At 45.2% G+C, this 13750-nt stretch carries 10 protein-coding genes; 4 read left to right on the forward strand and 6 right to left on the reverse strand.

Annotation, left to right across the window (positions count from 1 at the left end):
• Positions 1-81: 81 nt before the first annotated feature.
• Positions 82-3573, reverse strand: a complete 3492-nt coding sequence (recC, locus tag R7040_RS17230; protein ID WP_318081451.1) for an exodeoxyribonuclease V subunit gamma — start codon at positions 3571-3573, stop codon at positions 82-84.
• Between the two features lie 252 nt (positions 3574-3825).
• Between recC and R7040_RS17235 the strand changes: the two genes are divergently transcribed.
• A complete protein-coding gene (locus R7040_RS17235) occupies positions 3826-5649 on the forward strand; it encodes a DUF3413 domain-containing protein (protein WP_318081450.1) in 1824 nt (607 codons plus the stop codon).
• A 75-nt stretch (positions 5650-5724) separates the two neighbouring features.
• On the opposite strand, the gene R7040_RS17240 is transcribed toward R7040_RS17235, so the two are convergent.
• Positions 5725-6699: a TDT family transporter gene (locus tag R7040_RS17240; protein ID WP_005391714.1), complete on the reverse strand. Its 975-nt coding sequence runs from the start codon at positions 6697-6699 to the stop codon at positions 5725-5727.
• Positions 6700-6808: 109 nt separating this feature from the next.
• On the opposite strand from R7040_RS17240, the gene R7040_RS17245 reads away from it, so the two are divergent.
• Complete coding sequence (locus R7040_RS17245; protein WP_005391712.1) at positions 6809-7735, forward strand: LysR substrate-binding domain-containing protein; 927 nt, start codon at positions 6809-6811, stop codon at positions 7733-7735.
• Between the two features lie 128 nt (positions 7736-7863).
• Positions 7864-8163, forward strand: a complete 300-nt coding sequence (locus tag R7040_RS17250; RefSeq protein WP_054700491.1) for a YebG family protein — start codon at positions 7864-7866, stop codon at positions 8161-8163.
• Between the two features lie 57 nt (positions 8164-8220).
• Here the strand turns inward: R7040_RS17250 and R7040_RS17255 are convergent, their stop codons facing one another.
• Positions 8221-8817, reverse strand: coding sequence for a hypothetical protein (locus R7040_RS17255; RefSeq protein WP_136976869.1), 597 nt, complete (start codon positions 8815-8817; stop codon positions 8221-8223).
• Entirely contained in the window at positions 8807-9421 is a 615-nt protein-coding gene (locus tag R7040_RS17260) for an AHH domain-containing protein (protein ID WP_033905557.1), read from the reverse strand. Before R7040_RS17260 ends, R7040_RS17255 begins: the two co-directional genes overlap by 11 nt.
• 446 nt (positions 9422-9867) lie before the next feature.
• Here R7040_RS17260 and dapD point away from each other — a divergent pair, with 446 nt between their 5' ends.
• Positions 9868-10899, forward strand: a complete 1032-nt coding sequence (gene dapD, locus R7040_RS17265) for a 2,3,4,5-tetrahydropyridine-2,6-dicarboxylate N-succinyltransferase (protein WP_025768219.1) — start codon at positions 9868-9870, stop codon at positions 10897-10899.
• A gap of 70 nt (positions 10900-10969) precedes the next feature.
• Here the strand turns inward: dapD and glpQ are convergent, their stop codons facing one another.
• Positions 10970-12025 (reverse strand): glycerophosphodiester phosphodiesterase, encoded by a 1056-nt coding sequence (glpQ, locus tag R7040_RS17270; protein ID WP_005380201.1) that lies wholly within the window; start codon positions 12023-12025, stop codon positions 10970-10972.
• Between the two features lie 56 nt (positions 12026-12081).
• Entirely contained in the window at positions 12082-13446 is a 1365-nt protein-coding gene (glpT, locus tag R7040_RS17275; protein ID WP_005380199.1) for a glycerol-3-phosphate transporter, read from the reverse strand.
• Positions 13447-13750: the final 304 nt, after the last annotated feature.

The raw sequence follows: 13750 nt of genomic DNA on the forward strand, positions 1-13750 counted from the left end.
CCGTACAGCGAACGCCCTACAAAAAATAATGATTTTCTGGCGGCCACCCTACTCTTCCTTCTCTTTATCCAGCTGTCTTTATTACGCTTTCACATCATCAGCGTCTTGAACCGCTAAGCGCGCACCTTGCAGTACTAATGCTGTCAGCAAACGAACTTCTGAGGCCAACTCATCATTCCAAGCAGGCCAAATTCGAGAGATGTACGCATTACTGCCTTCGCCCGGGCTCATGAAGCCATCATTGAATGCGTCAGCCATTTTCTTCAAAGATTTCTCTTCGTAATCTACCCACTGACCGCGGCTAAAGCCCGCTTCAACACAAGCCAACGCCGTTTTCGGGAAATAAGGCAAAGGCTTAGTCATGCCTTCGAAAAATAAGCGAACTAATTCAGTCAGTAGCTGTTTGGCATACTGCGCATCGGCAATTTCTGGGTAGATCAAATGCAGCGCGCCTTCTTTACGATCGTAACCAATGATGTGAGTTTTCTTAGCATGACCCGACGCCGACATGGCAAGGTGATCGATCCACGCAGCAAGGTAATCCTGCGAGCGAATCTTACCGCTTCGATAGCGAATCAAACCGGATTGGTAGCATTGAGTTAGCCAACCTGTTAGGCGAACGTTTTTCTCTTCGCCTTCATTTCGCTCAAACAAGGAATCAAACGTCAGGTCGATTTCCAAATCGTCTTGAGGCGCACCAGATAAAAACGCCAGTTTATCCACCAGCTCTTCCGCCTGAACTCGGTTGGTTTCAAATTCGATATCACCAAACGCCCCCACCGGCAGTTTGCCTTGCGCGCGCTGTTGACTCATAAAGTGTTTAAGCACCTCTGTTTTTTTCTCTGGCTGCATCAATGTCGCTTCAAGCAAGGTTTCTAACAGCTCATCACGCATTTGATAGCTTTCCAAACCACCTAAAACAAAGGGTTCGTCGTCTTCCATCACCGGTAGTGGCGGTTCAAAGGTTACTTTTAAACGACGATTGAAAAAATACTGCACAGGTAAGCGCCAGAAACGTTGCAACTCGACTAAGTCGAGCTCAAGTGGGAACGTCGCTCCTAACAGATAGTCGTCTAATGCCCGATTAAAATCACGACGAACATAGCCTTGCGATTGACTACTTTGAGTCAATGCCGCTGGAATCCACTCTTTCGCGTAGCTGGCGTGCATGCCTTGGAACGCACTTGGGCTAAACGGCACCATGGCGTGGGTATTCACCAACGCATTTAATAAGTTGTCGCCAGACTCATCAACGGGCAACGCTTCATCACCACTTAAACAATAGTTTTGGTGGCAGTATTCCATCAGCTCAGAAACCAGAACCGAAGGCACTCGCTCGGTATTGTCTTGGATTGAACGGCCAACATAACTGATGTAGAGCGTTTGTTGTGCAGACAACATCGCTTCGAGGAATAGGTAACGGTCATCATCTCGGCGCGAACGGTCGCCCGGTTTGGTTCTTCCTGTCATCAAGTCAAAGCCTTCTGGCGGCATGGAGCGTGGGTACACGCCGTCATTCATCCCCAGTAGACAAACGGTTCTAAACGGAATAGAGCGCATCGGCATCAGGGTACAAAAGTTCACTTGACCAGCAAGGAAGCGCTGGCTGACTCGTGTGCCAGATAATTTGTTTTGAAGGTATTGGCTGATGATCGACGGAGATAACGCATCATCAAATGCGGCATCAGCTAATTGCTCTTTGAGTTGGCTGAGCGTATCGCGAATGGATTTGAGCGCCATTTCGCCTTCTAACTCAACTGAGAAGAAGTCATCCAGCAGTGAAACCAAAGTCTCTCGCCAACCATCAATAGTCTGAACATGAGAAAGTTTGCTTCGATAAGTGCTAATTTGTTGGATAAAGTGTGCCAACTTGCCCGCCAGCTCTGCGCCCATGCCTTGCACTTCGTTGTACGGAGACAAACTGCCTTGCTCGGTTTCAAACAAACCTGCGGATTCTGGCATCGCGTAGCCAAGCAACATGCGTTGAATACCAAATTGCCATGTGTTTTGACGGGTTTCCGGCAGTTCAAATTCGCGTCCGGTATTGGCATCCAATCCCCAGCGAATCCCCGATTCCTCAACCCATTGTTTGGCTTGTAAAAAATCATCTTCGCTGAGTTCAAAACGCTTTAATATCGCCGGAGTTTCCAGAAGTTCGAGTAGTTCTGATGCCAAACAGCGCGTATTGGGTAAGTTCACCAACTGCATAAATGCGGCCAGAATTGGGCTCTCTTGATCGGCGGTTCGGTCAGAAATCGAATAGGGAATAAAACGCTCACCCGGCGCGTTACCAAAGACCGCCTGAATCGCAGGGCTGTAAGCGTTGATGTCCGCGACCATCACGATAATATCGCGCGGTTTTAACGTTGGGTCAGCATCGAACATCGCCAATAGTTGATCATGCAGCACTTCCACTTCGCGCATCGGGCTGTGACAAGCGTGTAGGCTCAGTGATTTATCACCCAAGCTAACCACTTGTTTGTGATGACTGTTTTCAATCTGTTGGTCATCTTGATGTTCTTCAAGATTGAGAATATCCGCTTGCAATTGATGGAGCAGACTGTCGCGCTCAACATCAACAAAGGCTTCGATTTCATGAGATTCCAGCTGAGACAACAGATACATATTGTCGCGCCCGAGTTTACCCATGGACGCCAACAGACTGTTTCCGACCACATCGGTGTGCAGCTCATCGATCACATTATCTTCCAATGAACCTTTCAGTTGCTCAGTTTCACCTTGCACTTCCGAGTGATCGTCCTGCCACACAACGTGCTGACGATGTTTCGCCGCCAAACGAGCCAGATATTTGCGATCTCGAACTTCACCCCAATAATAACGACAAGGGTTAGTGAACATCAGATGCACGTCGATGTGTTCACCAATTGCTTTTAGCGCATCCATATAGCGAGGCGGCAACGAAGAAATGCCAAAAACAAACAAACGCTTGGGTAAATGGTCAAAATTGCAGTTAAAACTCTCTAACGTGTCGATAAAGTGCTCATAAAGGTTGGCACGGTGATAAGGAGACTGCCCTAATGACACAGTGTGATCATACAACGCTTGCCATAAGATCGGCTGCCACGGATGCTCATCTTCCAGCTCTGGCACACTCTGCCCAGCTTCCCAACTTGCGATCCATTCCGGACGATACACCAAGTAACCATCGAAAATATCGGCAATTTTCTCAGCCAGCTGATACAGCTTAGAGTGGTCAATGTCATCTTTGAGGTACTGCGCTAACGGCGAAAACACGTCTTGGTTGAGAAGCCCCGGCAGCAGATGCATCAACTTCCAAGTCATCGCTTCTTTGTTAAACGCACTGCGTTTTGGCACGTCTGGCAACACCTGCGTAAACATTTCCCAAATGAAGGTAGCAGGAAGCGGAAAATCAATGTTCGCGGCAACACCAAACTCTTTGGCCAATTCCATTTTTAGCCACTGGGACATGCCCGGACTTTGAACCAGAATTTGTTCTTTTTCGAACGGGTTTTCCAGCGGACTGATTCGAATCAGTTCGACAAGGAGTGATTTAAGAACGTCAACTTGGTTGGAGTGATAAACAGTAAACAAATTGGGAATACCGAGCGCCGATTGAAACTGTTAGCTAGCTTAGCACAGCCCCATTTAAACCCGCAGTGATCTCGCGTTCGGAAAAAACAAAAGGTTATATATCACTCAAATAGAGTATGAATCTTCTGAATTTTCACATGTCAATCAAGTCTGACACTTCCATACAAAATGTGACATTCGTCGCAACTATTCCATAATAAAAAACACTGTTTTATACTCCCTCTACCCATAATTTATAAACAAACAAAAAGTATGTTTCGCAAACTGTCTTCCAACAGCGCTTGGCTGATTGCTTTTTTTGCTTGCTTTGCAGTGTACCTGTCGATCGCTTGTTATCCTTTTGTGTTGTCTAACAATCAGAATGAACCGCTAACCTTGTTGCAAGGTTACTATTTGGTTTCGACTCAATATGGCTGGCTGGGCTTGATCGCTCTTCCATTTATGTTGTTGAGTTTATTGCTCTCTTTTCTACCGACTCGAGTATTCAAAGGCATCGTGATCGCTATCGCGATCTGTCTATTGATCATGTTTAAAGTCGATATCCTCGTTTTTCAGCAATACAAACTTCACATCAACGCTCTATTAATCCGTATGTTTTTCGAAGGTGGCGGTGATGTCTTCGATATTTCGTGGATGAGTTGGCTAATCTTCATCAGTGAAATTGCCATTCTGGTGATCGGGCTCGCTTGTACCGTTTGGGTAAGTAATAAACTGGCACAAAGCCGAGCTAAGTTCGTTTTGATCAGCGTCTGGTTTGCTGTATTGCTCAGCACACAGATGATTCATGCGTACAAAAATGCCCTTTACGACGATGAAGTCAGTCAGTTTTCGAATAACTGGCCACTTTACTACCCGCTGACGGCTCGTAAATTTATTTACAAACACGACCTAGTGGATGAGAACATTGCATCTAAGAACCGCGTAGAGTTAACCAACATTGAACGTAGCTCACTCAACTACCCGCTTGCGCCGATTCAAGTGCAAAGCAAAGAGAAACAGCCCAATGTCTTGTTTATCTTGGTTGATGCGTGGCGCTACAGTGATGCGACGCCGGAAGTCATGCCAAATGTCATTAAGTTCGCTGAAAAGACAGTGAATTTCACACAACATATGAGCGGCGGCAACTCAACTCAAGCGGGTATTTTCAGCCTGTTTTACAGCTTGCCCGCAACCTACTGGGAAAGCTTTTACGCAAGCCAACGCTCTCCTGTGTTTATGGATACGCTGCAAGCAGAAGGCTACCGCATGGGCATTTTTGGCTCGGCACCGCTCACCAGCCCGCCACTTTCTCGCACGGTATTCAAAAAAGTGTCGGACTTGACCCTGAAACAAACTGGGGAAACAGCTGTCGAGCGCGATCAGCAGATAACAGACAAGTTCATCGAGTTCCAAAAGCAGGATAGCGACAAGCCGTACTTTGGTTTTCTGTTCTACGATGCCGCCCACGGCACAGTATTTCCCGAACCTGAATTTGCGAAATTCAAACCATACTGGGAACGCGTTGACCACATTTTGCTCAACAACGATTTTGACGCTTCGCTTTACCACAATCGATACAAGAACTCGTTGTACTACATCGACAGCTTGATTGGTGATGTGCTGAAAAATGTCGACTTAGACAACACCATTGTGGTGATTTCATCAGATCATGGTGAAGAGTTTAACGACCATAAGATGAACTATTGGGGCCACACGGGTAACTACAGTGACGTTCAAGTACATGTGCCTCTTTACGTGTACATGCCAAATCGTCAGCCAGAGCAAGTTGATTACCGCACGACCCATTTTGACGTCGTGCCAACCATGATGAATACGCTGTTTGACGTTCAAGGCACAACGAGTTCATACAGCGTTGGTCATAACTTGTTTGATAGCTCTGCCTCTCGCGATTGGTATATTGCAGGCAGCTACTACAACTATGCATTGGTCGGCAAAGAACTGATGCTTGTGGTCAACCCTGGCGGGCACTCTCAGCAACTGAATCGCCAGTTAAAAGTCGAGAAAGAACAGAAAATTCCTGTCGATATCATTCGTTATTCTCTGGATGAGATGTCGCGATTTTACAAAAAAGGCTAGTGTCCAACATCGACGCCGATTGAAATAAAAAAGCCTCTTGGTTGTAAGACCAAGAGGCTTTTTCCTATCTGCTATTTAAGCGTGATGAGCGTGCATCAAGCGTGGCTGAATCAACAAGTTGTTGATGTATTGTAAGGCCACATAAGAGACAACAAATGTTGCCACAATCAACTCAAGACTAGCTAAGCCTCGCACTTGTTGAACATAGTGCGCAGCCAATCCTTGCAACTCCATCCAATTCGCCATTTTAAACAGCGCCGTCGCACCGATCACCATCGGGAAAGTGAACGCCGCATAGCCTGGGCTAAATGGCAGTCTAAGCAATTTAAAGAATGCGAGGTAAATGATGGCTGTCATCAATACCGCGATACCAAATAGCATAGCGATGATCACTGGTGATGGTGTCGCAGTGACCGTTAAGTACCCTGCCAATGATAGACTTGCTGGTGCCGCCATAATTGCCATTGTTGGTTTCGCTGCATCCGGAATTTCATGGGTAAACATGAAACGGTAAATCATCATCGGCAACATAATCGCGTACGCCACCATACCAAACATCAATGCACCTTGTGCCACTGGTGCTAACATCGGGTTGCCAGAGAAAGACACATCCGCAACGATGATACCCACAGGCGGTACAAACCAACTAGGAACCATGTGGTGCAATTCAAAATCTTTGGCGCGATGGTAAACAAAGCTCACCAAGAATACGATGTGCAAAACCACCGCAATCAGCCAAAGCGCATCGCCAGCTAATGGGTAAAAATGGCCGAGAGAGTTCGATACCACCATAGTGCCCATCGCAAATGTCGGAACCACGCTGCCCACAACCGGATGAGCAAGATCTTGTCTCAATAGATGATTATGTAGCAAAAACTTGGTTGCCAATATAGCCAACAATATGCTCGCGATACCCGCACTAATCCACTGTCCGTAGCCATGTAATTCGGCGAAGTTCTCCCAACTCCAGCCCAAGCTTGCAATACCAAGAGCCAAACCCGCCATTGGAGTTGGTGCTCCCATTACTTTTGCTTTTGTTCTTTGAATCATGATGACCTCAACCAGACTCACTCTTGATGGGACGTATAATACGCTTGCACTTCGTTCCGATATATCTAATTATTTAAAACAAACGTTCAGAATTACTTAACGGTGGGGTATGGCAAGTCACATTTCTCTTAAACAACTGAAAGTGTTTACGACGATCACGCAGCACAAAACGCTCACAGCGGCTTCTGATAGTCTCTTTTTATCGAAAGCCGCAGTGAGCATGGCACTCTCAGAATTAGAAAAGCAGATCGGCCATCACTTATTTGATCGTGTTAATAACCGACTGATTTTGAACCAAGAAGGTCAAAAACTACTGCCACTGGCGGATGAATTACTCAACCGAGCCAAGGACATCGAGAGCATTTTCGATGGTGACCAAGCGCTATCGGGCCAACTTCGCATTGGTGCCAGCGACACCATTGGCAACCAAGTCGCGCCCTATTTGCTTAGCGAATTTCGTCAGCAAACGAACCATCGTTCTCAAAGTCTGTTCATTTCTAACTCCGCACAAATCTGCGACATGCTGACCGATTACGAGTTAGACATAGCCCTCATTGAAGGCAAAACACTTCACCCTGAATTGCAGTCTACCCAGTTTAGCGAAGATGAAATGTGCGTGATTTGCGCGCCCAATTCCCCAGCCGCGCACGAAGGGCCAGTAAACTTAACCGAGCTAGAAAACAGTGAATGGATATTGCGAGAGGCAGGATCTGGTTCACGCGAATTTTTTATGCGCGTTGTCGCGCCGCGCTTGGAACATTGGCATGAAGCTTTTCAGCTCAATACCACCGAAGCGTTGATCAACTCAGTATCGGCAGGGTTAGGCTTGGGCTGTTTGTCACGTTTGTCTGCAGAACCTGCTATTCGTGACGGCCGCGTAAAACTGCTCGACATGCCTTTAGATATGAAACGTCGCTTCTGGTTACTGGTTCATAAAGAGAAATATCAAAGCCCATTGCTCAGAACGTTTATCGAATTTTGCCAAGATTGGGAGCGACCAACAAACCTTCCTTTGGCGGACAAATCCGCAAAGTGAAACCAAGATAGTTTAAATGCTAGTCAGTTAGTTGTACGTGTCTCTCATTCTGAGGCTTGTCGCTAGACTTGATTGGTCAAAAACTGTATAAAAAGCCAGTATCAATACACCAAATTAGGGGACCAACCATGGCTGTAATCGTCAAGTACGTGGTAGAACGCAATGGAGAAGAGAAAATGACTTTTACCTCTAAAGCGGAAGCTGACGCATACGACAAAATGCTGGATATGGCAGACGAGTTATTCTCACTGCTGGGTAAAAGTGAACTTCTAGAAGACGAAGGTAAGCAAGAAGATCTTGCAATGTTCCTTGCGCAAAACAAAGAAGAAGTGCTTTACGCTCTTGGTGCAAAACGTAAACCTGCACCAAAAAAAGCAAAGAAGCTTGAAGCTGTTGAAGAAGATAGCGACCAAGAAGACGCTGCATAAGCCTCTCATTTGTTTAGAAAAAACGTCGCATTATGCGGCGTTTTTTTATTCCTGAAGTTAAACACTCTCTACTTCATAAAAACTAACCCCGGTAAACTCGTTTTTAGTCACTAGATTTAAAAAGCTATTGTCGGTATTTGAAGTATAGATGCTTATTGGAGAACCACTTAATTTGAAGAGCCTCGGGGTTGAAACTTTAGCACGATCAATAACAAAACGCTTATATGGTCTAGTTCTATGAACTCTGCCATTTGGCTTGTAGTTTATCTCGCACAGTTCAGTATGTAATGCATCCAATTTAGAAGTCACATTAAGTGCATACCAAATGGAGTTATCCACATTTACAGGTAGGAATTCACAACAATCTCCGAGCGTATCTTTGAACAAGCTAGCAATATCATGGCGAACTACGTACGTACAGCTACCCCAGGCAGCAATCATTGGTTTTATTAAGTCATCGGAATCATCATGCCGGAGCCAATCAAGTGTCAATGGTTGCCAAGTTGATATTTTTGAAGCTCCATCGAATATTGGTAAAACTTCATTATTCACGTCGTCTAAACCCAATAGGCTCGTGTGCTCTAGATATAAATATTTATCCACATCTGGCTGAATACCAAATACCTTAGTAAAAGTTTGTTTTTTAAACTGCAATTTCATTCGCCCTTATTTTTCTGGTTATTGGAAACATGCCCATTTTCAAGTCGTCTCCAATATCCTCTAAAACCTCAACGATATCTTCTCTATCTGCATCCTGAGCAATCGTATTTTCAAGTAAATGTTCAACGTTCAAATAGTAAAATGAAGTATGGATACAGGAGTGAGAATAAGCTTCAACCATTTGCGAATGGGGCACATGTTTATTCCATCTTGGTAAAAATACACCATTTTCCGCACTATCTATATCGATTCGAAATGCTGATAGCCTCATTCTGGACTTTGCAGCTCTAATGTCTTTCCATGATACAATATGATGAGCAGCTACATTCTTAGGACGACATTGCCCTGTTTTTTTAAGGATGTTTTTGGCCAAGCGATAACTATGGGCCTTATTATGCTCCCACCTTATATGTTGATTAAGTAAAAGATCATCTTTGGATATCACCCCTCTCTTATACTTAATAGAATCTATCACTGAACCTGCATAAAATATTTGAAATTGCGAAGCTTGCTTGGAAGCGAATAACTTATCACCAGTCACATTAAACAAATCTCTTTCCAGCTCAGACGTTGTAACCGTAACGACTTTTTTACCCATACTGATCTCATTGAAAATGCTTAAAAACGTAGATCAACCTTAATATGAATCAATATGAATATAAAGAATTATTTATCTCAAAACCGAGCCGCCTCAAGCTTGCGCCAAATTTATTTGAACTTATACGACACCTTGTTCTAAACAATTAAAAACATACCTCTGTATCTCGAAAGAACTCGCCAGAATAGGAAAACGCCCTTTCTTTCTAGAGCCGAGACAAGAAACTGCCTTCTATCGTTTCAGCAAAACTCCCCCAATAGACCACCTCGTAGCCACATTTCTCATCAGACAAACATATCTCTAAAAAGACAAAAGGTATCCATCTACGGACTTTCTCCATTTCCCCTCTTTAAACTCCCCAACACTCTCTTTATGATGACTGACAACTTAATTATTTCTTGTCAGTGAACAGACGAGACACAAGACTCAACACATGGAGATCAACTATGGCTTTCTTCTCTCTAGCCTTTGGTACGGCAACTAAAAACCGCGACGGCAAAATCATCGAAGCGTTTTTCCCAAACCCAGTTCTTAACCCAAGCGAAGCGCTTGTTAACGCACTAGCAGCAGTAGCAGGTTACGAGCAAGGCAACCAAGCTATCGAGATCTCTGCAGCACAAAGCGCAGAACTGGCAGCAGCATTTGAAGCAAACGGCGATGCGGCAAACGCATCTTTCGCAGCAAAAGCAGCAGAATCAGCACAACCACTTGTACTGGTTATCCTTGCAACTGACGAACAACCACAAAGCGTTGCTGAAGGCTTCCTAAAGCTTCAACTTATCTCTAACCGCCTAGTTCAACCACACGGCACGGTACTAGACGGCATCTTCGGTCTACTGCACAACATCGCATGGACTAACGAAGGTCCAATCGATCTACCTGAACTAGCAGAGCGTCAAATCGAAGCTCGCCTAGCGGGTCGTGCACTAAGCGTAGATTGCGTAGACAAGTTCCCTAAAATGGTGGACTACGTGGTACCAACTGGCGTTCGTATCGCTGATACTTCTCGCGTACGTCTTGGCGCACACGTTGGCGAAGGCACAACAGTAATGCACGAAGGCTTCATCAACTTCAACGCGGGTACAACAGGCGTAAGCATGGTTGAAGGTCGTATCTCTGCTGGCGTAGTGGTTGGTAACGGCTCTGACATCGGCGGCGGCGCATCTATCATGGGTACGCTATCTGGCGGCGGTAAAGTTGTGGTTTCTATCGGTGAAAACTCGCTACTAGGCGCGAACGCAGGTCTTGGTTTCCCAATGGGTGACCGTTGTACTATCGAATCAGGTCTGTACGTAACTGCTGGTTCTAAAGTACGCATGCTAGATTCTGACGGTCAAGAAGTCGAAGTGGTGAAAGCACGCGATCTTGCTGGAGTTTCTGACCTACTGTTCCGTCGTAACTCTGTAACAGGTCAAATCGAATGTCTTGCTAACAAGAGCGCGGTTGAACTGAACAGCGAACTGCATAAAAACAACTAATAAATAGTTAAGAAAAATCCCCCAGCAGGAAACTGTTGGGGGATTTTTTAGCTTAAAGAAAAATGCGTGATTACTGATTTAAAAAGCTGACCGCTTTATCTGGGAAATCAGTAAACAAACCATCCACTTTTACTTGGTTGTAGTACACATCCATCATGCCTTCAAAGCTGTCAGTGTACGCTGGAATGCGTCCTGGATCGGCGCGGAACGTGTATGGATGCACTTGCAAGCCAGCGTCTTTTGCAGCCTTCATCAACGGCTTGATGATGATATTGTCTTTGGTTGACTTATCATCCACCAGCATCGGCTTCCAAGGTCCAATTCCTTCCGCGTAACTCGCTACTTTCTTCATTCCGTCGGCTTCGAACATCCAGTCATAACTGTATGGTGTTGCCTTGTCGCCTTTGTACACCATAGTTTCGTTCCAGTCCGTGTAAGCCATAAGCTGAACGAGCTTTAAGTCCATGTCCATTGCAGGCATGAGTTCACTGTTGATGCGTTGAAGTTCATTCGCATCAAAACACTGAAGGTAGACTTTGTCGTCTTGAGAGCCGTAACCGTACTGCTTCAAGACTTTAAGTACTGCTTTAGAAATGTCCTTACCTTCATGACGATGGAACCAAGGCGCTTTAATTTCTGGGTAAATACCGATGTCATAACCCAGCGTTTTGTTTAAGCCTTGGATCAGCTCAATCTCTTCAGCAAACGTCGGCACGGTGAAGTCAGATTTCCACATAGGGAATCGGGTTGGATAGCCCGCTACTTTGTTGCCTTTCTCATCGATGTTGAACCCTTCGGTAACTCGCAAGGATTTGATTTCCGCCAGAGTGAAATCAATCGCGTAATAACGACCATCTTTACGTGCACGATCAGGAAAACGCTCCGCAACATCCGTTACGCGATCGAGATAATGGTCATGCAACACGACCAACTGGTCATCTTTCGTCATTACCACATCTTGCTCTATGTAGTCAGGTTTCATTGCGTAAGCAAGTGCTTTGGCTTCTAGCGTGTGCTCAGGCAAGTAGCCCGATGCACCACGATGCGCAATGACAAGCGGCTTCGCAATCGCACCAGCAGAAAGGCTAAGTGCTAAAAAAGTAAGACATACTGACTTTGTTTTCATTGTTATTTCCTTGATAAAGCGAAGAGGCAGTATTCCACTGCCTCTTTAAATAAATATTACGCTAGCGCTTCCTTCTCGCGCTCTTTTTGCTCGTGGTGCGCACGTTCACCTAAGAAGGCGTACATCAAACACACGATAGAAGTAATACAAGAACCCACTAAGATGATAAAGCCACCATCCCAGCCAAAGTGGTCTACGGTATAGCCCAAAATCGCGTTTGCGGCAACTGCCCCACCCAGGTATCCAAACAAACCAGTAAGACCAGCGGCAGTACCTGCCGCTTTCTTCGGAGCGAGTTCAAGTGCGTACAAACCGATCAGCATAACCGGACCATAGATTAGGAAGCCAATTGCAATAAGCGCCATCATATCTACTGTTGGGTTGCCCGCAGGGTTAAACCAATAAACCATCACTGCAACTGTCACTAGCACCATAAATAAGATACCAGCAGGTGCACGACGACCTTTGAACAATTTGTCAGAGATCCAACCACACAATAGTGTTCCTGGAATGCCAGCCCATTCGTATAAGAAATAAGCCCATGACGATTTATCTACCGAGAAATCCTTCGCTTCTTTTAGGTAAACAGGTGCCCAGTCCAGTACGCCGTAACGAATTAGGTAAACAAATGCGTTTGCAATTGCAATCGACCAAAGAAGTTTGTTGTTGAAGACGTATTTGAAGAAGATTTCCTTCGCTGTCATTTCTTGTTCATGGGACTTGTCATAGTCATCTGGGTAATCGTCTTTGTATTCTTCAATAGGAGGCAGACCACAAGACTGAGGGGTATCGCGAACCGTCATCCAAACAAACACAGCAACCAACGTGGCGAAAAATGCAGGAACATAAAATGCAGTGCGCCAATCATCGTTAAATGCCCACAGGCCAAGAATAAATAGTGGACCAATCAAGCCACCACCCACGTTGTGCGCCACGTTCCAAACCGAAACGATCTCACCACGCTCTTTACGTGACCACCAGTGCACCATGGTTCGGCCACAAGCAGGCCACCCCATCCCTTGGAACCAACCGTTTAAGAAAAGCAAAATGAACATCGCAGTGACGCTACCAGTCGCCCATGGCATAAAGCCAAAGCAAAACATCACTAATGCAGACATCAATAGGCCGCCACTAAGGAAATAGCGAGGGTTGGAGCGGTCTGAAACGCTGCCCATTAGAAACTTAGAGAGACCATATGCAATGGAAACAGCTGCCAAGGCGACACCTAAGTCTCCGCGGCTAAAGCCTTGCTCGATAAGATAAGGCATCGCCAAACTGAAGTTTTTACGAACTAGATAGTAACCGGCGTAGCCAACAAAGATACCGATAAAGAGTTGCCAACGGAGGCGAGAGTAGGTGCTATCGATGCTGCCAGGGGACAGACGATCAATGTGCGCCTTAGGTTTGAATATTCCAAACATAGGAACCTCATTATTTTGTATGCGATGGTAAAAACACAAAAGGAGCGAACGAAACAAAATAAATCTTCGTTCGAAAGTTCATGAATTGTATGGAGTTAGGATTTTATTTCTGTGACAAATGTTGCACATGGATTAAATATAAGTAAATACAGTAAATTATATGAGCATTAATTAGATCATCGTTCAACTTTACTCAAGATTCGTTAATATGAAACTGATATTCAAACCTCTCACTTGAGCATTCCAATTCGAAACCTTTGAAACAAAGGCTCGAATTAGAACATAAACTAACCGTAAAAAGGGC

The organism is Vibrio sp. 1069 (assembly GCF_033340555.1).